Consider the following 23,658-nt stretch of genomic DNA (forward strand, 5'->3'; position numbering starts at 1 on the left):
CGGGGCAGCCAACATGAAAGGCTGCCCTTTTTCCATCACCCATCTCTTTAGCCGCAGCCCTCAGCAATGAATCGCTATCCACTCTGGAAGAACCTGTCGATCCTGCTCGTACTGGTCGTCGGTCTGCTCTACACCCTGCCGAACTTCTTCGGCGAAGTGCCTGCCGTGCAAGTTTCGTCGAGCCGTTCGACCCTCAAGGTTGATGGCGCCATCGAAACGCGCGTACTTGAAGCCCTCACCGCAGCGAAGATCCAGTACACCGGCACGCTGCGCGACGAAAGCAGCCTGCGTGTCCGCTTCGCCGACGACAAGACGCAATTGCAGGCCAAGGACCTGATCGAGAAGACGCTCAATCCCGACCCCAAGGACGCGTCCTATGTCGTGGCGCTTAACCTGCTGTCCGCAAGCCCGAGCTGGCTGACTTCGTTGAACGCGCACCCGATGTATCTCGGTCTCGATCTGCGTGGTGGCGTGCACTTCCTGCTGCAGGTCGACATGAAGGGCGCACTGACCAAGAAGCTGGATTCGATCCGCAGCGATCTGAGCGCCAGCCTGCGCGAGAAGAAGATCTACAACAGCGGCGTCACGCGCAGCGACCTGACACTGACCGCACGCTTCAGCGACGCAGCGATGCGCGACAAGGCGCGCTATCTGATCAAGGATACCCATCCAGACCTGACGCTCGAAGAGCGCGCAGAGGGCTCCGAATTCCTGCTGGTTGGCACACTCTCGCCGGCCGAGCAAAAGAACATTCAGGATGAAGCGGTCAAGCAGAACATCACGACGCTGCATAACCGTGTGAACGAACTGGGCGTTGCCGAACCTGTCATCCAGCAACAAGGCGCCGACCGCATCGTCGTGCAACTGCCAGGCGTGCAGGACGTGGGCAAGGCCAAGGACCTGATCGGCCGCACCGCCACGCTGGAAGTGCGCCTCGTTCAGGAAAGTGCTGAACTGAGCGGCCAGGCACCGGCCGGTGCCGACGTGTTCAACGAAATCCGCGACGGCATGTCGATCCCGGTCTATGTCAAGAAGCAAGCCGTCATCAGCGGTGATCGCTTCGTCGGCGCAACCTCGAGCTTCGATAGCAACAACAATCCTGCCGTGTCGATCAAGCTCGACTCGGCGGGCGGCCGCGTCATGCGTCAGGTCACGCGCGAGAACCTGAAGAAGCGCATGGCCATCATCCTGTTCGAAAAAGGCAAGGGTGAAGCCATCTCCGTGGCGACCATCCAGGGCGAATTCGGCGATCGCTTCGAGATCACCGGCCAGTTCAGCTCCGAAGAAACCAATCGCCTGGCGATCCTGATCCGCTCCGGCGCGCTGGCCGCGCCGATGGACATCATCGAAGAGCGCACCATCGGCCCGAGCCTTGGCGCAGCCAACATCGAAAAGGGCTTCCATTCGACACTGTGGGGCTTCATCGCCATCGCCGTGTTCATGTGCATGTACTACCGCCTGTTCGGTCTGATCTCGACGCTTGCGCTGGCGGCGAACCTCTTGCTGCTCGTCGCGCTTCTGTCGCTGCTGCAGGCCACACTGACCTTGCCGGGCATTGCCGCTATCGCGCTGACACTGGGTATGGCGATTGATGCCAACGTGCTGATCAACGAACGCATCCGCGAAGAATTGCGCAGCGGCCTTTCGCCGCAAGCGGCAATCGACGCAGGTTACTCGCGCGCCTTTGGCACGATTCTCGACTCGAACGTCACGACCCTGATTGCCGGCGGCGCGTTGCTGGCCTTCGGTTCGGGCCCGGTACGTGGCTTCGCCATCGTGCACTGCCTGGGCATCCTGACTTCGATGTTCAGCGCCGTCCTCGTCTCGCGCATGATCACCAACTTTGTCTACGGCCGCCGCCGCAAGCTCGATTCGCTTGCCATCGGTCAAGTCTGGAAACCCGGCGTTCAAGCCTAAGCGTCCAACGCCAGGAGAGATAGAAAATGGAATTCTTCCGCATCCACAAAGACATCCCGTTCATGAAACGGGCCCTGCTGTTCAACGTCATTTCGCTGGTCACGTTCCTGCTGGCGGTGTTCTTCCTGTTTGCGCGCGGCCTGCACCTGTCCGTCGAATTCACGGGCGGCACCGTGATGGAAACGCACTACAGCCAGGCACCGAACCTCGACACGATCCGTCACGCCCTCGACAAGGCTGGCTACACCGACTCGCTGGTGCAGAACTTCGGCTCCTCGCTCGACGTGATGATCCGCGTGCCGAATCGTGCCAACGAGAATTCAGGCAAGGTTTCGGAGAAGGTCATGAGCACGATCAGCGAAGCGACAGGCTCCAAGCCCGAGCTGCGCCGCGTCGAGTTCGTCGGCCCGCAAGTCGGCAAGGAGCTCGCCGAGGACGGCGCCATGGCCCTCCTCGTCGTTATTCTCGGCATCGTGATCTATCTGGCGATCCGCTTCGAATGGCGATTTGCCGTGTCGGCCATCATCGCCAACCTGCACGACGTGATCATCATTCTCGGGTTCTTCGCCGCGTTCCAATGGGAGTTCTCCCTGCCCGTGCTGGCCGCCGTGCTCGCCGTGCTGGGCTACTCGGTGAACGAATCGGTCGTGGTGTTCGACCGCGTGCGTGAAAGCTTCCGCAACAGCCGCATGCGTAACTACAGCGTGCCGCAGATTCTCGACCACGCCATCACGAGCACCATTTCCCGGACCATCATCACGCACGGTTCCACGCAGATCATGGTGCTGTCGATGCTGTTCTTCGGTGGCCCGACTTTGCATTACTTCGCATTGGCCCTGACCATCGGCATCTGCTTCGGCATCTACTCCTCGGTGCTGGTTGCCAGCCCGCTGGTGATGTGGCTCGGTGTGTCGCGCGAGCAGTTCGTCAAGCCGGTCGTGAAGAAGGAAGAAGCAGTCGTCTGATGCTTCCGCAATTCACGCAACAAGAAAGGGCCTTACGGCCCTTTTTTGTTGCCTGTGATTTCCTTTCCACGGGTACCAAGGCGCTGAGCGCACCCCGCACCGTTCTTGGTCTGGAGCCCTTCGAGCGCGCCTCCCCTGCTTCGACACTGCATGACCAGCGTGACGCACACGCGATAGCTGAATTCGAGTCCTGCCAGGAAATCGTGGCCTCAAACGAGGCGCTGTATCGCACCGGCAATGTGGTGACGCGGCACCTGATCCCCGATAAGCCCGGGCTGCCGCGCCCCCGAGATCGGCCCTTCCTGAAGCACAACGCCCGAAGAATGGCTCGCGTCAGACAATAAAAAAGGGGGCTTGCGCCCCCTTTCCGAAACAGCACCTGCCTGGCAAGCTTATTTCAATTCGTTGTACAGCAAGGTCAGGATCTGCTTGCTGGATGCTGGCGAGGCCGGCGCTCCAGCCTTGTTCTGCACGCGCACAGTCGTCTTCTGTCCATCCGCCTGCACGACGATACGGAACTGGTCAGTATCCGAAAGTTTGTCGTCGCTACGCCAGAACGCCATCCACGAGAACCAGCTGCTGTCCTTCTTCTTGCCGAGGTCTTCGTCGGTAATGTAACGAACGAAATAGATGCTCTTGGCGCGATCGCGGTCTTCAACCACCATGCCGACGCGATCCAGAGCCAGGCCGACCTGACGCCAGGTACGGTCGATGACGTCATCCACGTTCAGAACCGGAGCGCCATCCACCGCAGTAGCCAGACGCGCCTTGTCCGGCGTGGCAGCTGGCGCTGCGACCGCCAGCTTGGCTTGCTCTTCCGTCGAACCGAACATCACCATCATGCGGCGGAGCATTTCGAGCTCCAGTCCTGGATCGCCCGGCTTCGACACCCAACCCACCTGCTGGTTGGCGTATTGCAGATCCGCTTCTTCCAGTGCGCGATGGCTTACATAGACTTCAACCTGGCCAGGCTCGTTCGAGGTTTCAAGACGCGTACGGAACTTGTCGCGCTCGGCGCCGCTGATGAACACACGCAGCAGCGACATATTGCCCAGGAAGGTGCTGCCATCCTTGCCACGCTTCTCCGCCCAGTCAGTTTCCATCACGTAAAGCTGGGGCGAATCCATCTTGATCGTGAAACCGAGGTCTTCCCAGAACTTGCGCAGCTGTGGCCAGACCACTTGTGGCGTGCCGGGCATCACCAGCCAGCGTTCACCACCGGCACGTTCGATACGCGCCTTGCCCATCCTGTCTGGCGAGGCTGCGAGCGCTGCCTGCACTTCTGGCTTGGGGGCGTTGTTGATACTGGAGGCAGTGGTAGTGGCGCGACGCGCATCTACCGGAACCTGCAGTCGATCATCACGCGTCGGCGCGACCAGATCCGGCGGCACTTCCAGCGACTTGGTGCGTGATGCATCGGTAACTTCACTGCGATATTCCTTGCTGTTCGAGGCACAGCCGCCCAGCACCAGCGAGAAACCAGCCAGGCTCAGCACGCATGCGACCTGCACCGATTTCGTCGTTCTACGCGACAACTTCATCAAACTTCCTTTCAGTTCAAGGCTTCGGCTGCACGCATGGCAGCACGAACGCGCTCGTGGAATTGCTCGGACAGGGACGTCAGCGGCAAACGGATGGCAGGGCCAATCAAGCCCATCTGTTCGCAGGCCCACTTCACAGGAATGGGGTTGGCTTCGACGAACAGATCGCGATTGAGGAGGAAAAGTTTCGCGTTGAGCTTGCGCGCCAACGCCACATCGCCCGCCAGCGTCGCCACGCACAGCTCGTGCATGAGGCGCGGTGCGACGTTTGCTGCAACCGAGATCACGCCATGCCCGCCCAGCGCAATGAACGGCAACACGGTCATGTCATCGCCGCTGTAAAGCACGAACTCTTTCGGCGCACGCATCGCCAGATCGGTGATGCGTTCGATATTGCCGGTGGCGTCCTTGATGCCGATGATGCCCGGCACTTTGGCCAGACGCAGCACCGTATCGTTGTTCATGTCGGCCACCGTGCGGCCGGGCACGTTGTACAGGATCAAGGGCAGGTCGACCGCTTCAGCAATGGCCTTGAAGTGCTGGTACATGCCTTCCTGCGTCGGGCGGTTGTAGTACGGCACGACAGACAAGCCGGCTTGGGCACCCACGTCTTTGGCGAAACGTGTCAGCTCGATGGCTTCAGAAGTCGAGTTCGCGCCCGTCCCGGCGATAACAGGAATACGGCCCGCGGAATGCTCGACTGCGACGCGGATCAAGGTGCAATGCTCTTCGACATTCACGGTAGGCGACTCGCCCGTGGTGCCGACGATCACCAGACCATCCGAACCTTCACGCACATGGAAATCGATGAGGCTGCGAAAACGCACCAGATCAAGCTGGCCATCCGCCAGGAAAGGCGTCACCAGCGCAACAAGAGAACCTGTCAACATGACGATATCTGCGTAAAAAGCAAAAGCGGCATTGTACCTGAAGGGTGTGCCTTCAATCCTGTCGTGGCGGACTCACAACCCCGCCAGCGCCTTGACATGCAGCACCGCGCTGCGGCCCAGCGCTGACAACGCGTAGCCCCCTTCCAGCATCGACACGATGCGCCCCTCGCAGTGCGCGTCGGCAAAACTGCGCAGCTGTTCGGATATCCACGCATAGTCCGCATCCATCAGCCCCATGGAGGCCATGTCGTCTTCGTAATGCGCGTCAAAACCGGCCGAGATGAACAGCATCTGTGGCTGATGCGCGGCGAGCGCCGGCAACCAGCTTTGCTCAACGAGCTCGCGCACCACATCGCCGCGCGTCGCCGCCGGCAAAGGCGTGTTACGCATGTTTGCACTCGGGTTGCGCGTGCCGCTATAGGGATAGAACGGATGCTGGAAAAAACTCACCATCAGCACGCGCTCATCGGCGGAAAAAATGTCTTCCGTGCCGTTGCCATGATGCACATCGAAATCAACGATGGCGACGCGCTGCAGCCCATGAACTTCAAGCGCATGCCGGGCCGCTACCGCCACATTGTTGAAAAAGCAGAAGCCCATCGCGCGCGCATATTCAGCGTGATGCCCCGGCGGGCGCACTGCGCAGAAGGCCGAATCGGCCTCACCCCGCATGACCAGATCGGTCGCCAAGATGCCCGCCCCTGCCGCACGCAACGCAGCCTTTAGCGTGTGCGGACACATGGCGGTGTCTGGATCAAGATGCACGATGCCGCGCTCCGGCGCCCATTCGAGCACCTCGCGGATGTAGTCGGGAGAATGCGCCAGCTGGAGCTGCTCGATGCTGGCTTGAGGCGCCTCCAGGCTGGTGACGTACTGCTCCAGCCCGGAAGCGATCATGCGATCACGGATGGCGGAGAGCCTGTCCGGCGACTCCGGATGTCCGGCTCCCATGCTGTGGAGCCAGCAATCCGGATGGGTAATGAACGCTGTGCCAGTCATTTCACAACCTCCACCGTAAAGGTGCCAAGAAAACGAGCCTAGAACCTGCAGCACATGGAGCGAGCGCGTGGGGCTCGCGCAGAGCAGGCTCATGCAGGCGAGCGAGCCAACAACGCCAGTCGCGTGCGCAGCCCTTTTGCTGCCGGCTCTTAGCCCAGCACGTGCGACAGCAGACCGTCCGCCAGCTTTGGCTCGAACCAGGTCGACTTCGGCGGCATGATCTGGTCGGCATCGGCCACCGCAATCAGATCGGCCATGGTCGTCGCGAACATCGCGAATGCCACGGCCATTTCGCCGCTGTTAACGCGCTTTTCAAGTTCCGCCAGGCCACGAATGCCGCCGACAAAATCAATGCGCTTGTCACGGCGCAAATCGGCAATGCCGAGCACCGGGCCCAGCAGGTGGTCAGACAGCAGGCTCACGTCGAGTCGCGCAACCGGATCCTGCGGCACCAACTCGGGCTTGATGACAAGGCGATACCACTGTCCCTTCAGGTACATCCCCACTTCACCGTGGCGCGCTGGCTTGACCTGCCCCGCAACCGCTTCAACAGTGAAAGCGCTACCGATCTTCTCGATGAGCTGCGCCTGGCTCAAGCCATTCAGATCCACCACGACGCGGTTGTAATCGAAGATCGCCAGTTCGTGATCGGGGAAAATCACCGACAGGAAATTGTTGTACGACTCGTTGCCCGAGTGATTCGGGTTTGCTGCCTTGCGTGCCGCACAAACGCGCGACGCGGCTGCAGAACGATGGTGACCGTCAGCAATGTAGAGCGCATGCATGGCATCGAATGCAGCCGTCAGCTCGGCCAGCGTCGCTGCATCACGAATCGCCCACACGGTGTGCTGAATTCCGTCGTCCGCCGTCGCATCGGCAATCGGTGCGCCGCTCGTAGCGGCCTTGAGGATGGCGTCGACCGCAGGCGCCTTCGGGTAGGCCAACAGCACCGGACCAGTCTGTGCGTTCAACGCCTCGATCTGGCGTACACGGTCATCTTCCTTGTCCGGGCGCGTCAGCTCGTGGCGGCGGATACGGTTCTTGTCATAGTTTGCAACCGAGGCCGCGGCAACGAGGCCGGTCTGCGTGTGCTTGCCCATGACAATGCGATACACGTAGTAGCACGGCGCATCGTCACGCACCAGCACGCCCGCATCGACCATGCGCTGCAGGTTTTCAGCCGCTTTGGCATATACCGGTGCGGAATAGACATCGGTACCTTCCGGTAGATCGATCTCCGGTTTGGAGATATGCAGGAAGCTCCACGGCTTGCCATCGGCGCGAGCGCGCGCTTCATCGCTGGACAGCACGTCATAGGGAGGCGCCACGATTTCGGGAGCGCAATCGGCTGCTGGGCGCAGGCCGGCAAACGGTTGAATCAGATGCATGAGTTCGAGTCCTGTGCTTCGGTTTCAGATCAGATGGATTACGTTCATTCCGAGCGTGCCGCGACAGTCGCCCGCAGGGTTTCGGCTGTTTCGCGCAGCAAGGCCTCGGTGGTGTCCCAGCCAATGCAGGCGTCCGTCACCGAACAGCCGTAGCGCAAATCGGCCAGGTTCGCCGGGATCGGTTGATTGCCTGCTTCGAGGAAGCTTTCGATCATGACGCCGACGATGGAGCGATTGCCGTTACGCACCTGGTTCACCACATCGCGCATCACCAGGGGTTGCAACTCGGGCTTCTTCATCGAATTGGCGTGCGAGCAATCGACAATGATATTGGCCGGGAGTTTCGCCTTGGCCAGTGCCTGCTCGGCAAGCGAGATGGCGACCGTATCGTAATTCGGTTGCCCGCCACCGCCACGCAGCACGAGATGGCCGTACTTGTTGCCACGCGTACGGATGATCGCGACCTCACCTTGCTCATTGAGGCCGAGGAAACTGTGTGGCGACGCGGCGGACAGCACGCCATTGATGGCCGCATCCAGCGAACCATCGGTGCCGTTCTTGAAACCCACCGGCGTCGACAGGCCGGAAGCCATTTCGCGGTGAGTCTGCGATTCCGCCGTACGCGCGCCGATCGCCGTCCAGCTCACCAGATCACCGTAGTACTGCGGCGCGATCGGGTCCAGCGCCTCTGTCGCTGCAGGCAGGCCAAACTCAGCCACGTCATGCAGGAAGCGGCGACCACGCTCCATACCTTCTTCGATATGGAAGGAGTCATCCATGCGCGGGTCGTTGATGAAGCCCTTCCAGCCCGTCGAGGTACGCGGCTTTTCGAAATACACGCGCATGACGATGCACAAGGTATCCGACAGCTCTTCGCTCAACTGACGCAGACGGCGCGCGTATTCCAGACCGGCCGACGGATCGTGGATCGAGCATGGCCCGATGATCACCAGAAAGCGCGGATCCTGACGATCCAGCAGGCGCGACAAGGTGCGGCGCCCTTCCGTGACAACGCGCGCAGCAGAGTCAGTCAGGGGGACGCGCTGCTTGATCTCTGCCGGCGAAGGCATGTGATCGAAGGCGGCGACGTTCAGGTTTTCAGTGGATGCGTGGCTCATCGGAGAGAGAACTCCATTGAAGTCGTTGGAACAACGAGAAGCGTAAAAACAAAAACCCGCACAGGGCGGGTTTGAGTCTGGAACCGGAACCTCGCCTGAGGCAGGCGCAGCAAGGCTAAAGCCTTGCCGTGCTTACTTGAGCTTTGTTTCCTTGTACGGCACGTGCTTGCGCACGACCGGGTCGTACTTCAGGAACTCAAGCTTTTCCGGGGTGGTGCGCTTGTTCTTGTTGGTGGTGTAGAAGTGGCCGGTGCCCGCAGAGGACTCCAGCTTGATCTTTTCACGTCCGCCTTTAGCCATTTTAAATGCTCCGCTTTATGGGTTGAAGATCAGACGCGTTCGCCGCGCTCGCGCAGCTCAGCCAGAACGACTTCAATACCCTTCTTGTCGATGGTACGCAGGCCGGCGGTCGAAACACGCAGGCTTACCCAACGGTTTTCATCTTCCAGCCAGAAACGACGTTGCTGCAGGTTCGGCAGAAAACGGCGCTTCGTCTTGTTGTTGGCGTGGGAAACATTGTTACCCACCATCGGGCCCTTGCCCGTAACGATACAAACGCGAGACATATCTCGTACTCCAGACTTTGTTCGATTCCGAAAAGCCCATGATTATACATAGGACCTTGTCGGCTTTTCAAGTACTTGTTTGCTTTGTTTCCTCGAGAACCTGTTCAGGGCTTGTAGCGCGAGGCCGTCAGCGGGCTCAGTTGGCATACGCGGAGCTGCGCAGAAACCGGAGTGTAGATAACTACATGAGGATTTCGAGCAGCGGATGAGCCCCGATCACGACCTCGCAGCAAGACCGTGGGCAGGCTCTTACATCAGCCCGCGCTCGGCAAAGGACAAAGGCTGCGAATTGCCTGCCACGACGAAATGGTCGAGCACTTTGACATCGACCATGGCCAGCGCCTGTTTCAGACTGCGCGTCAGCATCTCGTCCGCCCTGCTGGGTTCGGCCACGCCCGAGGGATGGTTATGGGCCAGGATGATGGCCGCCGCATTATGGGCAAGCGCCAGCTTCACGACTTCACGCGGGTACACGCTCGTTTGCGTCAGCGTTCCGCGGAACAGTTCGACTGCTTCGATCAGGCAGTTCTGCGCATCGAGCAATATCACCATGAAAACTTCGTGCGGCAGGCTGGCGATCTGCAGGCGCAGCCAGTCACGCACAGCCTGCGGTGAGCTCAGTACATCACGGCGGCGCATCTGCTCCCCCAGCGCGCGGCGTGACATTTCAAGCACTGCCTGCAATTGAACGTATTTGGCCTCGCCCATGCCGTGCACTGCCTGCAGCTCTTCTGACTTCGCAGCAAAGAGACCCGTCAGACTGCCGAAGCGCGCCACCAGCTCACGCGCCAGATCCACCGCGCTCTTGCCGCGTACACCGACCCGCAGGAAGATGGCCAGCAGTTCCGCGTCGGACAAGGCTGCCGCGCCCTGCGCCAGCAAACGCTCACGTGGACGCTCCTGCTCGGGCCAGTCGGTGATTGCCAATTTGCGAGACTCCAAAGGATAGAATGGACGGATTGAGCCGCGATTCTGCGGCAGGCGACGGACAACATGAGCGGACTGACGGGCAAGACCATCGTACTGGGCGTGACAGGCGGCATCGCAGCCTACAAGGCGGCCGAACTGGTACGTCTGCTGATCAAGGCCGGCGCGACAGTGCATGTCGCGATGACGGAGGCTGCTACGCACTTCGTGACGCCGCTCACTTTCCAGGCGCTGACGGGCAACACCGTGTGGACCGATCAATGGGATGCGCGCATGAGCAACGGCATGGCGCATATCAACCTGACGCGCCAGGCAGATCTGGCGCTGATTGCGCCGGCCACGGCCAACTTCATGGCCAAGCTGGCCAATGGCATTTCCGACGATCTGCTGTCCACGCTCTGCCTGGCGCGCAATTGCCCGCTACTCGTTGCACCCGCCATGAACCGCGAGATGTGGGGCAATGCGGCGACTCAACGCAACGTCGCGCAGTTGCGCGCCGACGGCGTCGGCATTCTCGGACCCGGCAACGGCGATCAGGCCTGCGGTGAAGTCGGTGACGGGCGCATGCTGGAAGCAGCTGAAATCTGCGACGCAGTGCTCGCGCACTTCCAGCCCAAGCTACTTGCTGGCAAGCGCGTGCTGATGACCGCCGGCCCAACCTTCGAAGCGCTCGATCCCGTGCGCGGCCTGACGAATCTGAGTTCGGGCAAGATGGGTTTCGCCCTTGCGCGCGCTTGCGCGGAAGCCGGCGCGGAAGTGACGCTGGTCAGCGGCCCGGTCAGCCAGCCGACACCAGCCGGCGTGACGCGCGTAGACGTCAAATCGGCCCTACAGATGCGCGAGGCCGTCCTGAATCACGTGAGCACCTCGGACATTTTCATCGGCGTGGCCGCCGTAGCGGACTATCGCCCTGTTGAGACTGCCGCCGACAAGATCAAGAAAACCGGCGAAACACTGACAGTCGAATTCACGCGCAATCCCGACATCCTTGCCGAGGTTGCCGCCCTGCCCGCCGCACCGTTCAGCGTCGGCTTCGCAGCCGAGAGCCGCGATCTGGACAACTACGCGCAAGGCAAACTCAGCGCCAAGAAACTGAAACTGGTGGTCGGCAATCTCGTGCAGGACGGCATGGGCGGCGACACCAATCAGGTCGTGCTGTTCGACGCGGCCGGCCGCCACCCGTTGCCACTGGCGAGCAAGGACGAGGTCGCCCGCGGCATCGTCAGTCACATCTCCAAGCTTCTCTCCTGAACCGCGGACAATCGTCCGCCCCCACCTTTGATGACCACCATGCGCCAGATTGACGTAAAGATTCTCGACCCCCGCATCAAGGATGCCCTGCCCCAATACGCCACGCCCGGCGCCGCCGGTCTCGACCTGCGCGCTGCGCTCGAAGCACCGCTGGTGCTCAACCCCGGCGAAACACATCTGATCCCGACCGGCATGGCCATCCACCTGGCCGACCCGGGCTATGCCGCAATCATCCTGCCGCGATCGGGCCTCGGTCATAAGCACGGCATCGTGCTCGGCAATCTCGTCGGCCTGATCGATTCGGATTACCAGGGCCAGCTCTTCGTCTCGACCTGGAATCGCGGCAAGGACAGCTTCACCATCCAGCCGCTGGACCGCATCGCGCAACTGGTCATCGTGCCGGTGCTGCAAGTGGGCTTCAATATCGTCGAAGACTTCGCTGCAAGCGATCGCGGTGCGGGCGGCTTCGGCAGTACTGGCAAAGTTTGACCCGCGTCGTGCGCATGCTTGCCCGGCTCGTGCTGGCGTTCGGCCTCTGTCTGGGGCTGTTTGCCCCAGCAGACGCACGCGACAACCGCAGTAACGACTGGCCAGGCATCGAAGTCAGTGCGCTGCCCGCAGAAGCGCGCACAACCCTGAAGCTGATTCGCGCGGGGGGGCCATTCCCGTACCGGCGCGACGGCATCGAGTTCCAGAATCGCGAACGCCGACTGCCGAGCCAGGCACGCGGTTACTACCGCGAGTACACGGTACCCACTCCCGGAGCCCGGGACCGTGGGGCGCGGCGCATCATTGCGGGCGAACCCGACGAGTACTACTACACCGCCGACCACTACCGAAGCTTCGCGAAGGTAACGCCATGAGTCCTGCCACCGACATGCTTGCGCGCCCCGCCCGGGCTGGCGTGTACCTCGCATCGGCCGCGCAGCTGCAAGCCGCCGAACATGCGGCCATGGCCATCGGCTTCGACAGTTGGTCACTGGACGTCAGCAACGTACAAACCGCCCCCTCCCTGTTGCGGCACATCGGACAGGCACTCCGCTTCCCCGCGTGGTACGGCGAGAACTGGGATGCGTTGGCCGATTGCCTGACTGATCTGTCCTGGAGCGAGGCAGAGGGCTTTGTCCTTGCCGTGCGCGGTAGCGATGCGCTACGCACAGCGCAACCCGAGCTGTGGCAAACGCTTGTGGATTTGCTCAACGAGGTCAGCGACTTCTGGCGCGACAACCAGATTGCTTTCTGGGTACTCGTAGAGGGCAATACAGACACACTGCCCGCCTTCCCACAAAGCGCCTGACATGGCGAATGAGGTTTTCAAGACGCCCGTATCGGTGCTGGCCCTGATTCATACCCCGGCACTCGAAGTGCTGTTGATCGAACGCGCCCTGCATCGCGGCTTCTGGCAATCAGTCACCGGCAGTCTCGAAGCAGACGAATCACCGCGTGAAACTGCGGCTCGCGAAGTCGCCGAGGAAACCGGTATCGTCATTGCTGCAAGTAACCTGCACGACTGGCACCTGAGTAACCGCTTCGAGATATTCCAACAATGGCGGCATCGCTACGCGCCCGGCGTCACCCATAACGTCGAGCATGTATTCAGCCTGGAATTACCTGCTCCGTGCGAAGTCCATCTGGCGCCACGAGAGCATGTCGACGCCGCCTGGTTGCCATGGCGCGAAGCCGCGGCCAGATGTTTCTCGTGGTCGAACCGCGACGCGATCCTGATGCTGCCGTCACGCGTCAATTCGCCAATGAGTTCCCCGCCACGACCGAAGTAAAGTCGCACGCAGCGGCCGGGGCCGCAGGCCCGGCCAGCACACGAAGCTTCACGCAGTGTTCAAACTGGGCGGTATAGCGCTCGGTCCCCGCCGGATTGAGGTGGGCCGCGTCGGAGAACAAGGCATCCGGCCAGATCGCAGGTACGCCATTGACCACATCGAAATGCGGATGCTGACGCTGTAGCCCGACGAGGTAAGCGTTGAAGCGCGCGTCCTGTTGGCCGGCATGCTGTTCGTCACCAGACCCGCGCCGTGGCATGACGAGAAAATGCACCTGCGCGCCCGCGCCTTCCAGGCGCTCGATCAGGCGCTCCAGGTAATAAGCCTGAATCGGCAACACCTTGAAATCCGGCTCTTCCGCGTGCGCGCCCGCGCCGGCGTTCTGCACCTGGCCTGGATAGTCGTTGTGACCGCGGTTGCGCAGCAGCCTGTCATAGACTTGTGTATTAGCCTGCGCACGACCATTGAAGCGCGCACTGATCAGGCTGTTGAAGTACAGCGGTGGCGCATGCATGGCATAGAAGGCGTTGCGCAGCGTGCCGTTCAAGCCGTCACGTGTGTGCAACCTCTCCAAGGCACCGTCGTGCAGACGCGCAGATTCGGTCTGAATTTCCTGCAGCGGGCCAAACCCGATGTAGCCGTAGCGCGCGCCGTTTTCAAACAGGAAATTACTGATGAGCCCCATCTGTCCACGGGCCATGGTCAGCATTACATGACGAGGCACGTTCGGGCAACGCAGCACGTGCTCCCCCCAGTAATACATCTCGATAGGTGTCGCGCCACCCACCGCAAGATTGGTGCTCTTGACTGACAGGCCCAGCGGGTTGATCGCCGCTTCCGCCTGGCTGTCGCCGATGACGACGAGATCGCCCATATCGCAGGTCTTTGCCAGATCCATTTTGGCCGTCCAGCTGACGTAGCCGGTTTCAAGAAACCGCATCGGCATATACACGACATACAGCCAGATCGCAGCGAGGCTCAACAGCAGTGCTGCCACGAAGATCGTCAGGAAAAGCCGCGGATCAGATTCACGAGCTTGCATCGAGGCCGCCGATCAGAACTGGAAGTACAGGAATTCGCTGGTGCCACCCGTCGCGAGAATGGCACACGCAGCGAGCACACCCAGACCGGCAGCCCATGCTGCGGTCGGCTTCCACTGCAGCCAGGCGGGGCGTCCGGCCGTGACTTTCTCCAGCACGGGTGCGTGCTGCACGAGGATCTGCTGCGTGTTCGGCAGACCCCAGATGATGAAGTACGAGAGCAGCATGACCAGCAATTCAGCCCGCGAGAAACTTGCACCACCAAAGCTGCCCAGGCCATTGGCGCCGAGCATCGCAGACAGCATCTGCAAGGCCGCTTCCGTCGACGGCGCGCGGAAGAAGATCACCGCGATGACGACCGACAGGTAGGTCAGCAGGACTTTCACGGGGCGCTTCCAGGCAGGCTCGGGCTGGCCCTTGGTCGCCTTCTTGGCCGGTGCGCGATAGACGCGCCAGGCGTTGTTGATGGACAGGTAAGTCGCGTGCATCAAACCGAAGATCAGGAACTGAAGACCTGCACCGTGCCACACGCCAGCGATGCCCATGGTGGCAAAGGTCGGGAACAGCACCATGGCGGCAAAACCGCCCGGCGTCGCCAGGGCCTTGCGCGACACGTCGAGGTCACGCTCCATGCGCCAGCGCGACACCTTCATCGCAATCGGATTGTAGAGATACAGGTTCAGGTAATTGGTCAGCGTGATGTGCCAGCGCTGCCAGTATTCGATGATGCTGGTCGATTTGAAGGGCGAGTTGAAATTCACCGGGAAGGTCACGTTGAAGATGCGCGCCAGGCCGATCGCCATGTCCGAATAGCCGGAGAAATCGAAATACAGCTGCAGCGAGTAGGACAGTACGACATGCCAGGCCTCGCCTGCCGACAAGGCCCCGGTATGCGCGAAACCGCTGGCTACTGCAGCCGAATGCGGGTCCGCCAACAGCGTCTTCTTGGCCAAGCCCATCACCAATAGCGCCAGCCCGATGGAGATATTGCTGGCGGAAACGCGGTAGGTTTTCTCGTCCGCATACTGCGGCATCATCTCCCTGTTATGCAGAATGGGGCCCGCCACCAGATGCGGGAAGAAGGTCACGAACATGATGTAGCTGAGGAAGCCGCGCTCCTCGGTCATGCCTTGCTTCACGTCGAGCAGGTAGCCGATCTGCGTGAAGGTGAAGAACGAGATGCCGATCGGCAAGGCAATCTCGTCGAAGTGCATGCTCAGGCCGAGGTGGGCATTGAGCGTCTGCACGATCGCAAAGAGATACTTGTAGTACGCCAGCGCGCCAAGGTCGACGACGATGGCCAGCGTCAGGAAGGCATTCTGCAGGCGCGGGCGTTGCGTGCGGCCGATGAGCTCCGACATGCCGTAGTTGAACAGGATGGAGCCGAGCAGCAAGGGCAGGAACGCCACGCTCCACCACGCGTAGAAAAACAGCGATGCGGAGATCAGCCAGCCAAGTGCCGGGCGCCTGCCGAAGCGCGCCAGGAAGAAATAGCCGGCCACCGTGATCGGCAAGAACAGGAAAATGAAAACGACGGAATTGAAAAGCATACGGCTCCCCGAAACACGCCTGGCTTGATTCTGAAAACACAGGAGAGGTCTCTGCCCACTCCCGCTCCCTCCTGAATACTGAACAAGCCCGCGAGCCCCTCACCTGCGGCGCCTGTCAGCACCTCACACCGACAGTGCTGGACGTTGCACGACGAAAGGCAGCTCAATCGGCGTGACGCTGGCCACGTCGAGCGCCCAGCGGGTCGTGCCGTCCGCAGACGTCTCCAGCAGACTGAAGCCGAGCTTGGCGTAATGCTCTTTCACCAGCTCGTTACGTTCGGTCGGAATGTAGCTGCCCAGCAGTCGCTTGACGCCAGCCACGCGCGCATTCGTGAGTATTTCCTGCAGCACGCCCTGTTCGACTTTGCGCCCCAGCACCCGGCAACTCATCAGCCAGGTGTCGATGTCCCAATCATCGCCAAGCGGACGACAGATGATCACGCTGATCATGCCGTTGTCGCCGAGCGAATCAGCGAGGCGCACTTGCAGGGTGAACATATTCGCATCGGCAGCGGCCGCAGCAACATCGGCCTCCGTGTAACGCCGCGTCGTGAGATTGAACTGGTTCGACTTGCTGATGAGCTGGGCGATGCGCGCGCGGCCAGTCTCGTCGAAGGGCTGCACGGTCATGACCATCGCCAGCGAAGCCAGGTAGGCGTCCATGTCGGTTGCCAGCTTCAGCATCGACACGCGGCGTGCATTGCCTTGGTAGAAGGCCGCGCGCTGACGATCCTCCTCGGAGAAAGCCACTGATTCGAAGTAGCCGGCACACAACAAGGTACGGGCGTACAGCGCGGGATCTTCCGGCAACTCCGGCACGGCAACTTGTGGCAACTCGCTGCGCACCAGATTGCGCTCGACCGGGTTGTCGTCGAGGAATACGAAAGAGTCCAGCCCCAGCGACAACTCTTCGGCAATCGCCTTGATGTTGCTCGCCTTGTCATTCCAGTTGGCCTGGAACACGGCAATGTGCTCTTCACGCAGCAGCATCTCGGGATGCTCGCGAAACACGCGTCGTGCAATTTCGTCGGTATTCTTGGACGACACGGCGAGCACGATGCCACGCTCACGCAAGGCCAGCGCTGCGCGCTGCACCGAGAGGAAGGCCTCACCAGTCGCGTCGCCCTGCGCGATCTGGATGCCATCCATGCCATCGTCGCCAATGACACCGCCCCACACCGTGTTGTCCAGATCGAGCACGAGGCAGCGACGGCTCTTGCCCTTGCACGCACCGAGCAGCCCGGCCAGCCGGTCCGCGTACAGCGGCACACACGCGTCGGCAAAGGGCAGCTTGGCCATGTTCCATTGCGTCGGCTCGTGCCAGTTGGCGAGACCGACGGTTTCCGCCAGTCCGGCCACATCGAGCAGACGGTCTTCGCTGCCCGTAACCGCTTCGGCGATGCCGAGATTCAGGCGCGCCACGAGCTGCTGCATGGAGCCCGGCAGGGCCATGTCGAAACTGCCGAAAAGGGGCTCGGGTGGTCGCGCCACCGTCTGCACGATGCAGATCGACTTGCCGTTTGCGCGCAGGCCAGCGCGGATCGTTTCGATGTGCGCGAGTGCCGACTTGAGCGTCGCCTCGGCCGCATCGGCATCGCCCGGTGTCGCCCACAACGGCAGGCCGCGATGATCGAGTGCAATCAGCACCGCATCGAGCTGCGCGCGGTTGATGCGTGAATCAGCTTGCAGGGCTTCCTGCACGACCTGGTCGAAATCCGCCTCAACACAGGTCAGTGCAATGCCGTGCCGCGCGGCACTCGTCACCAGTGCCGGCACCAGCATGTCAGTCGTCGCGTTGCTTACGATGCCGAGACTGAACGGCGTGAGCGGCGCGAGCGACCAGCCCGCCTGCTGAGCATGCGCAATGGCCTTGGCCACGCGATTGATATTGTTGGTATCGAGGGCAAATGCAGCCAGTTGGCGAACGCGCTGGCCGAAATCATCGGGACTTGCAACGAGCGCCCGGCAACGCTTCGATACATCTGCGGGCGGACGCTGCAACCACGACAGTTCTGTCAGCAGGTCGGCCCCCATGCCTCAGCTCCCGAGGTCCATTGGCGGAACATCGCCGTGGATGAATTCGATCAGGCCGAAGTTGGCGACGTGATGGAAGGACACCTCCCGCCCACCAAAAAGAATGGCCGGCCGTGGTTCGACCAAGGCCAGTAGCTGCAAGCCTGTCTCGGCCATCGCGGCGAGCGTGCCGGGCACGTCAGGCGCGGTGTAGCAGATGTGGTAAATCAGGCTGTCACGCCGCTTGAGCATGTTGTCGATTGGCGAAGGCTCATCCCCAGGCCAGATCACCTCAACCGCTGGCATGCTCTCGTGGTAGCGCATCACGAGATTGACGCCTTGCAATGGGTCGAACATCGGTTCGCCGCCGCGATAGCCGAGCGCATCCAGATAGGTAAAAGCGGCGTCCGGCGCATGCACGGCAAGGCCGAAGTGATGAAATGCCAAGCCGAAGCGCTTGTCGAGGGACGGCGCCGACACGACTCAGACTTTCGACTGGATCAGGCTTGCGAATTCGCCGACGTTCTTGAGCTTGCCAACTTCGCCGGCCGAGAACTTGATGCCGAAGGCCTTTTCTACCGTCAGCGCCAGACGGATGTGGGCAATGCTGTCCCACCCATCCACATCCTGCGCCGTCAGCTCGGGCGTCAATACGAGCGTATCGTCGTCGAACGCATCCTGAAAAATCCCGGTCAAACGCGCATACAGGTCTGTCATTTCCATTTTCATTCACGCCCTGAGATGTTCGTTGCGAAAGCCCGCATGCACCGACTTGCGGCAGCCGCCTGCATCGGAAGCAGTATTGGCGACAGCGCCTCGCCAGATAGCCAAATACAGCACGATTCAGGCCATTTTTCCGTCACGGCACAAAGATTGGAGCACGATTCACCAAACATCGACTGAACCTGCCCCCTTGGCCACCTGCCGTGGTCATGACGCCGTAACACGCCTGCGGTCTGCCCGGGCGCTCCCTCTGCTGCGATACAATTCCCGGGTTAAAACTCGCTTGGCCCTGATCATGGCAGACACCCAGACACTCGCACCCGCCCTCAAAGCCGAAATCCTTGCCGAAGCCCTGCCGTACATCAAGCGCTTCTACGACAAGACCATTGTCATCAAGTACGGCGGCAACGCCATGACCGACGAGAAGCTCAAGGACTGCTTCGCGCGGGATGTGGTGCTGCTCAAACTCGTCGGCATGAACCCGGTAGTCGTGCACGGCGGTGGCCCGCAGATCGACGACCTGCTCAAGCGCCTCGGCAAGCAGGGCCAGTTCATCCAGGGCATGCGTGTCACTGACGAAGAGACGATGGACATCGTCGAAATGGTCCTGGGCGGCCAGGTCAATAAGGACATCGTCAACCTGATCAATCGCCATGGCGGCAAGGCCGTCGGCCTGACCGGGCAGGACGGCGCCTTCATCCGCGCCCGCAAGCTGATGATGCCCAATAAGGAAAAGCCGGAAGAAATGCTCGATATCGGCCAGGTCGGCGAGATCTCGGCGATCGATCCGTCCATCATCAGCTTCCTCGATACCGGCGACTTCATCCCGGTGATTGCGCCGATCGGTGTCGGCAGCGAAGGCGAGACCTACAACATCAACGCCGACGTGGTAGCCGGCAAGCTCGCCGAAGTGCTCAAGGCCGAGAAGCTGGTGCTCCTCACCAATACGCCCGGCGTGCTCGACAAGAGCGGCAAGTTGCTGACCGGTCTGACGCCCAAGCAGATCGACGACCTGGTCGCCGATGGCACCCTGTCCGGCGGCATGCTGCCGAAGATCAGCTCGGCGCTGGATGCAGCACGCAATGGCGTGCGTTCGGTGCACATCATCGACGGTCGTGTGGAACACTGCCTGTTGCTCGAGATCCTGTCGCACCACGGTGTCGGCACGATGATCAAGAGCCATTGATCGCGCACGAACGCCCACATACCTGACAACCCCTCTCCGGCTTCCTTGGCAATGACATCCAGCACGCCTGATCTTCCGGCAGGTCGCGTTTCGCGCCTGCCTGTCTTTGCCTTGGGCCTCGCCATCCTGGCAATCGGCATCGTATTGCGCATCCTGCCGATAGGTCGTGAAGGGTTCTGGTATGACGAGATGTTTGCGGCGTCCTATACCAACCTGTCCGTCATACAGACTTTCATCGCGGTCTTGCGCTTTGAAATTCACCCGCCATTGTTCTACATGCAGCTCACGGCCTGGAGCGGACTGGGGCACAGCGACACCTGGCTGATGCTCAACTCGGTGACCTGGAGTTCAGTGACGCTGATCAGCATCGCAGTGTTTGCAGGGCGCCGTTTTGGTCGCCAGGCGGGGCTGGCCGCCATGGCAGTCTGCGCCTTCCTCGGCAGCGAAATCTATTTCGCCGGCGAGTTGCGTCAGTACGCCATGCTCTGCGCAGTTGCGACACTGACCTGGGCGGCAGCCGAACACTTCCTGGCGAATCGCAGCTTCAAGGGAGCCCTGCCACTGGGCATCGCCCTGTTCCCCATGGCGGCCATGCACAGCGCGGCCAGCCTGATCATGCTCTCGGGCCTGGTCCTCTATCTTTTCCCCTATGCGAGCCTCCTAAACAAGACGCGACAGCGCACCGAACTGTGGCGCTGGCTGCGCATTTCAGTGCTGGCCGGCGTTGCCATGCTGCCTTGGCTGATCAACGCAAATTTCCGCAGTATTTCGCATACCCACAATGCATCGCTGGCAGACGGTGCGCATACTGTCGGCGGCTGGATTCTGGGCTATGGCGATGCCTTCATGAGCCCCACACCCTATGCGGTGGTCGCCATCGCATTGGGGGCAGCCTTGCTGGTGAGCGCCTGGGCTGTGAGGGAGGTCAGGCGCCTCGCGGTCTGTATGGTGTTCTGGCCTTTGTTCTTCGGCATGGTCTTGTCAATTGCCATACGCCCGATCTGGCTGGACCGCGTCTTTGCGTTCTGCGCGCCGTTTGCAGCCATCGTGCTGGGCGCTGCGCTGGTGCAACTGTTCGAGAAATGCAGGCAGCCTGCCGCACGCACGCTCCTCAGCGTGATCCTTGCCGCATGCGCCATCGGCTGCGCCTGGGCGGCATGGCAGCAGGCCATTGAGCCGCGCAAGACGCAGTATCGGGAACTGGCGGCCGACATCATCGCCCACAAGGCCGATGGTGAATTCGTGTACGTGCCCGACAACATCATCTACTGGGGCGTGGCGCGCTATCTGGTTGGCCCCGAGTGGGGCAGCATGCTGGAAGTGCAGGATCCGGAGCGGGCCGACTCATCGGAAGCCTGGCGCAAGATCTACGCACGCCTGGGCACACAGAAGCTCAATTGGCTAGGCCTGTTGCCGCGCACGCGACAGGTCGACTCACCCGCCGGCCCGCTCATTATCGGCTGGTCCCCTGTGCCGGCCATGCAGACAGCGAAGCGTTTCTGGCTGGTGGGCAACAACGGCCTGAACCCGGCGGACCTCATCTCATGCCCGCAACATCTGGTCAGCACGCGGAAGTACACCGGCCTGCAATTGCATCACGTGACCTGCATGCGCTGAACCACAAACTGCAGACGCGTTTGTTCAGCCCTGGCCTTGTCTGGCAGTGGCCTTGACGTCGCCAAGCAAGGTAAGACTGTGCTCGGCGAGTCGTTGATGATCTCGTGATGAGGAGAAGGTGTGGTCTGCGTCCGACAGGCTTGCGCAAGGCAAGTCAGCACGACTGCCAAGCACTTGCAGGAACTCCTGGCCCGTCAGGTCATGCTCGGCAATCACGATCCGCAGCACACCCTTGAAAGCATGCAAGGCTTCGAGCAAGCGCTCAGGCAGCGCATTGCCGGGGGCATCGGCAGCTTGCCGCGCAATGCGCCAGTTGCGCAGCCATTCACGCCCGCTGTGCAATATGCCGACACGCCCTGTGAACACCTTGCGCCAGAAGGCCCATGACGCCATCTGGCGGCGGTAATAGCTGGCTACCAGCGTCTTGGCCTGGACCTGCCCCGTACGCACCCATGGATTGGCCAGCAACAAACCCGCAACACGCGGATCGGCAGGCGCATACAGCGCCGCGGCGCTCGCGCCGTCGCAAAGCCCCCACAGCACAATGCGCTCAACGCTCGGCATCTCTTTCTGTAGCAGGTCGATGGCAGCGCGCAACGCCATGACGTTGTCCTCAAATCCACGCAGGACGCCTTCCGAGTCACCGAGACCGGGCAAATCGAACCGCAGGCAGGGGTAGCCTGCCGCCGCGAAATTACGTGCGAGACGCAGAAACTGGCGATGACTGCCCGCGCGCACCTGGTGGCCGCCGGTGACGAACACCACTCCGACCGCACCTGGCGTCGATGGCAACTGCAGGGTTGCGACCAGACGCTGGCCATCGGCCTCGATCAGCGCGGCGCGCGTCATCTCGAAACTCATGACGAGATCAACCTGATCAGGCCCAGCGTCTTTTCACCGAGGCCAGGCGTCAGGGGCGCTTCGTAAAGCGTCCAGAACTGGGGCGATTCGGCCACCGCCGATGCAATGCGCATGCCCTGTTCGCGCCAGCTCTCGCACAGGCGTTCGATGGCAGGAGAGTGGCCGCGCTCGGCCTCACCATCAGGCCGCGAGCGGAATTCCAGACACGCCGCACGACCGCACTTTCCCTTGTCCCAGCTCAGCACCTGCGCTTCAATCGCATGCGCCAGGTTGGCAGACAAGGTATAGCCCGCCACATCGACGGCACCTCCGGTATTCAGTTGCTCGCGCAGTCGGCCGAGAATCTCCGCCGCATTGGCAGACTCCGCTACGGCCCACTCCGAGGCGAGCTTCATGCGCAGAAAGCTATCCAGCACGGAGCGCCCGGCGGCAACGGGCTGCCAACCGACGATCCCGGCGGGCAAGACCTCCGCCACGACGCTGGCTGCGAGCAATGCCCCTGCCCGCACGCCGACCAGCCACAAGGGTGCGGCCTGGAGCTTGGCCTGGCGCTTGCGCAACCAGTCTGCGGCTTCGATGACATTGCTGCGCCAGACCTCCCAGCTTGCCTCGCCCAGATCTCCCGCACTCTCGCCGGTACCGAACGGATCGACAAGCAGGCTGGCAAATCCCTGGGCCTGACATTCGTGCGCAGCCGCAACGATGTGACGACGCGCGCAGTTGGCCTCTTCGGCAAATGGCTGCAACCACAGCAAGGTACCGCGCAGGGTCGGTCCGCTATGCGGCAGATGCAAGGCGTAAAGCCCGCCACTGGTTGAGGGAAGAAAGAAAGGATGAAGGTCGGATTTCACTGCGCGTGAAGGGCTGGAGGGCCGGGCTAGGAAAGCTTGTCCTGCACGAAGCGCAACAGGCTGCCGAAGGTGGCAAAGCTGCTGCCATCAATTTCGTCGTCAGCGAGGTAAATACCGAAATGCTCTTCCATGCCGGCAATGATGCCGACCACGGCCATGGAATCAAGCTCGGGTAAGGCCCCGAGTAAGGCCGTTTCATCACTGAACTGCTGTGCACGCCCCTCAAGCCCCAGAACGTCGTCGAGCACCACAGCCAGTTCCTTGCGAATATCCAACACGTGCTCCCGCTTCGTGGCCCGCTTCCATGGGGCCTTGAAAACCTGCATGCCCCTGCATGCAATTTGGTTCGGCAACGTGTCGGCCATTACGGGCGCCATGTTGCCAAGGCCGGTATTATAGGCAGATGGCCCAGATTTGGCGCTTCGATGTCTCACTGGACGAGAACAGCATCACTTGTTTGCGTCGGCACTGCAATCA

The 23,658-nt window shown here is 61.4% G+C and carries 26 protein-coding genes; 10 read left to right on the forward strand and 16 right to left on the reverse strand.

The features are described 5' to 3' along the window. The first annotated feature begins 66 nt into the window (after positions 1–66). The 3 genes from secD to VVD49_RS15730 are packed head-to-tail and all read left to right on the forward strand — an operon-like array spanning position 67 to position 3,226. Positions 67–1,917 carry a protein translocase subunit SecD gene (gene secD, locus VVD49_RS15720; protein WP_327600154.1) on the forward strand — a complete coding sequence of 617 codons (1,851 nt, stop codon included), beginning with the start codon at positions 67–69 and terminating at the stop codon, positions 1,915–1,917. Between the two features lie 26 nt (positions 1,918–1,943). Then, the gene (gene secF, locus VVD49_RS15725; RefSeq protein WP_327600155.1) at positions 1,944–2,882 is read left to right on the forward strand and encodes a protein translocase subunit SecF; all 939 of its coding nucleotides are present in this window, start codon (positions 1,944–1,946) and stop codon (positions 2,880–2,882) included. Next, positions 2,882–3,226 (forward strand): hypothetical protein, encoded by a 345-nt coding sequence (locus VVD49_RS15730; protein WP_327600156.1) that lies wholly within the window; start codon positions 2,882–2,884, stop codon positions 3,224–3,226. The genes secF and VVD49_RS15730 overlap by 1 nt, the downstream gene beginning before the upstream one ends. 48 nt (positions 3,227–3,274) lie before the next feature. Here the strand turns inward: VVD49_RS15730 and bamC are convergent, their stop codons facing one another. The 8 genes from bamC to radC form a co-directional block, all read right to left on the reverse strand. After that, entirely contained in the window at positions 3,275–4,423 is a 1,149-nt protein-coding gene (gene bamC / locus VVD49_RS15735) for an outer membrane protein assembly factor BamC (RefSeq protein WP_327600157.1), read from the reverse strand. An 11-nt stretch (positions 4,424–4,434) separates the two neighbouring features. Further along, the gene (gene dapA / locus VVD49_RS15740; protein ID WP_327600158.1) at positions 4,435–5,313 is read right to left on the reverse strand and encodes a 4-hydroxy-tetrahydrodipicolinate synthase; all 879 of its coding nucleotides are present in this window, start codon (positions 5,311–5,313) and stop codon (positions 4,435–4,437) included. Between the two features lie 72 nt (positions 5,314–5,385). Beyond that, positions 5,386–6,312, reverse strand: a complete 927-nt coding sequence (locus tag VVD49_RS15745; protein ID WP_327600159.1) for a histone deacetylase family protein — start codon at positions 6,310–6,312, stop codon at positions 5,386–5,388. Positions 6,313–6,461: 149 nt separating this feature from the next. After that, complete coding sequence (locus VVD49_RS15750; RefSeq protein ID WP_327600160.1) at positions 6,462–7,700, reverse strand: DUF1015 domain-containing protein; 1,239 nt, start codon at positions 7,698–7,700, stop codon at positions 6,462–6,464. A 44-nt stretch (positions 7,701–7,744) separates the two neighbouring features. After that, positions 7,745–8,818, reverse strand: a complete 1,074-nt coding sequence (locus VVD49_RS15755; protein WP_327600161.1) for a 3-deoxy-7-phosphoheptulonate synthase — start codon at positions 8,816–8,818, stop codon at positions 7,745–7,747. Positions 8,819–8,950: 132 nt separating this feature from the next. Continuing rightward, positions 8,951–9,118, reverse strand: a complete 168-nt coding sequence (gene rpmG / locus VVD49_RS15760) for a 50S ribosomal protein L33 (RefSeq protein ID WP_327600162.1) — start codon at positions 9,116–9,118, stop codon at positions 8,951–8,953. Positions 9,119–9,147: 29 nt separating this feature from the next. Beyond that, positions 9,148–9,384, reverse strand: a complete 237-nt coding sequence (gene rpmB, locus VVD49_RS15765; protein WP_327600163.1) for a 50S ribosomal protein L28 — start codon at positions 9,382–9,384, stop codon at positions 9,148–9,150. Positions 9,385–9,633: 249 nt separating this feature from the next. After that, positions 9,634–10,311 (reverse strand): RadC family protein, encoded by a 678-nt coding sequence (gene radC / locus VVD49_RS15770; RefSeq protein ID WP_327600164.1) that lies wholly within the window; start codon positions 10,309–10,311, stop codon positions 9,634–9,636. 66 nt (positions 10,312–10,377) lie between these two features. Here radC and coaBC point away from each other — a divergent pair, with 66 nt between their 5' ends. Genes coaBC through nudB form a run of 5 tightly spaced genes read left to right on the forward strand, consistent with a single transcriptional unit; the run spans position 10,378 to position 13,340 of the window. Then, a complete protein-coding gene (coaBC, locus tag VVD49_RS15775; RefSeq protein ID WP_327600165.1) occupies positions 10,378–11,562 on the forward strand; it encodes a bifunctional phosphopantothenoylcysteine decarboxylase/phosphopantothenate--cysteine ligase CoaBC in 1,185 nt (394 codons plus the stop codon). A gap of 39 nt (positions 11,563–11,601) precedes the next feature. Continuing rightward, on the forward strand, positions 11,602–12,051 hold the full coding sequence (gene dut, locus VVD49_RS15780; RefSeq protein ID WP_327600166.1) for a dUTP diphosphatase: 450 nt from the start codon (positions 11,602–11,604) through the stop codon (positions 12,049–12,051). Positions 12,052–12,065: 14 nt separating this feature from the next. Continuing rightward, positions 12,066–12,425, forward strand: a complete 360-nt coding sequence (locus VVD49_RS15785) for a guanyl-specific ribonuclease (protein ID WP_327600167.1) — start codon at positions 12,066–12,068, stop codon at positions 12,423–12,425. After that, complete coding sequence (locus VVD49_RS15790) at positions 12,422–12,859, forward strand: barstar family protein (protein ID WP_327600168.1); 438 nt, start codon at positions 12,422–12,424, stop codon at positions 12,857–12,859. Before VVD49_RS15785 ends, VVD49_RS15790 begins: the two co-directional genes overlap by 4 nt. 1 nt (position 12,860) lies before the next feature. After that, positions 12,861–13,340 (forward strand): dihydroneopterin triphosphate diphosphatase, encoded by a 480-nt coding sequence (gene nudB, locus VVD49_RS15795; RefSeq protein ID WP_327600169.1) that lies wholly within the window; start codon positions 12,861–12,863, stop codon positions 13,338–13,340. On the opposite strand, the gene VVD49_RS15800 is transcribed toward nudB, so the two are convergent. From VVD49_RS15800 to VVD49_RS15820, 5 genes are all read right to left on the reverse strand, one after another. Beyond that, a complete protein-coding gene (locus VVD49_RS15800; RefSeq protein WP_327600170.1) occupies positions 13,303–14,382 on the reverse strand; it encodes a hypothetical protein in 1,080 nt (359 codons plus the stop codon). The genes nudB and VVD49_RS15800 overlap by 38 nt on opposite strands. A 12-nt stretch (positions 14,383–14,394) precedes the next feature. Next, positions 14,395–15,930 (reverse strand): MBOAT family O-acyltransferase, encoded by a 1,536-nt coding sequence (locus VVD49_RS15805; RefSeq protein ID WP_327600171.1) that lies wholly within the window; start codon positions 15,928–15,930, stop codon positions 14,395–14,397. Positions 15,931–16,053: 123 nt separating this feature from the next. Beyond that, the gene (locus VVD49_RS15810; protein ID WP_327600172.1) at positions 16,054–17,964 is read right to left on the reverse strand and encodes an HAD-IIIC family phosphatase; all 1,911 of its coding nucleotides are present in this window, start codon (positions 17,962–17,964) and stop codon (positions 16,054–16,056) included. Between the two features lie 3 nt (positions 17,965–17,967). Continuing rightward, on the reverse strand, positions 17,968–18,423 hold the full coding sequence (locus VVD49_RS15815) for a VOC family protein (RefSeq protein ID WP_327600173.1): 456 nt from the start codon (positions 18,421–18,423) through the stop codon (positions 17,968–17,970). Positions 18,424–18,426: 3 nt separating this feature from the next. Beyond that, a complete protein-coding gene (locus tag VVD49_RS15820; RefSeq protein ID WP_327600174.1) occupies positions 18,427–18,660 on the reverse strand; it encodes an acyl carrier protein in 234 nt (77 codons plus the stop codon). 301 nt (positions 18,661–18,961) lie between these two features. On the opposite strand from VVD49_RS15820, the gene argB reads away from it, so the two are divergent. Both argB and VVD49_RS15830 read left to right on the forward strand, forming a co-directional pair. Then, complete coding sequence (gene argB, locus VVD49_RS15825; RefSeq protein ID WP_327600175.1) at positions 18,962–19,852, forward strand: acetylglutamate kinase; 891 nt, start codon at positions 18,962–18,964, stop codon at positions 19,850–19,852. 51 nt (positions 19,853–19,903) lie between these two features. Then, positions 19,904–21,469 carry a glycosyltransferase family 39 protein gene (locus tag VVD49_RS15830; protein ID WP_327600176.1) on the forward strand — a complete coding sequence of 522 codons (1,566 nt, stop codon included), beginning with the start codon at positions 19,904–19,906 and terminating at the stop codon, positions 21,467–21,469. A gap of 24 nt (positions 21,470–21,493) precedes the next feature. Here VVD49_RS15830 and VVD49_RS15835 read toward each other — a convergent pair whose 3' ends face one another. From VVD49_RS15835 to VVD49_RS15845, 3 genes are read right to left on the reverse strand one after another with little or no spacing between them, the layout of a single operon-like run. Then, positions 21,494–22,330 carry a hydrolase 1, exosortase A system-associated gene (locus tag VVD49_RS15835; RefSeq protein ID WP_327600177.1) on the reverse strand — a complete coding sequence of 279 codons (837 nt, stop codon included), beginning with the start codon at positions 22,328–22,330 and terminating at the stop codon, positions 21,494–21,496. Further along, positions 22,327–23,181 (reverse strand): alpha/beta hydrolase family protein, encoded by an 855-nt coding sequence (locus VVD49_RS15840; protein WP_327600178.1) that lies wholly within the window; start codon positions 23,179–23,181, stop codon positions 22,327–22,329. Before VVD49_RS15840 ends, VVD49_RS15835 begins: the two co-directional genes overlap by 4 nt. A gap of 26 nt (positions 23,182–23,207) precedes the next feature. Then, a complete protein-coding gene (locus VVD49_RS15845) occupies positions 23,208–23,546 on the reverse strand; it encodes an acyl carrier protein (RefSeq protein WP_327600179.1) in 339 nt (112 codons plus the stop codon). Between the last annotated feature and the right edge of the window lie 112 nt (positions 23,547–23,658).

It is taken from the genome of Uliginosibacterium silvisoli, assembly GCF_036017035.1.
GTDB classification, from domain to species: Bacteria; Pseudomonadota; Gammaproteobacteria; order Burkholderiales; family Rhodocyclaceae; genus Viridibacterium; species Viridibacterium silvisoli.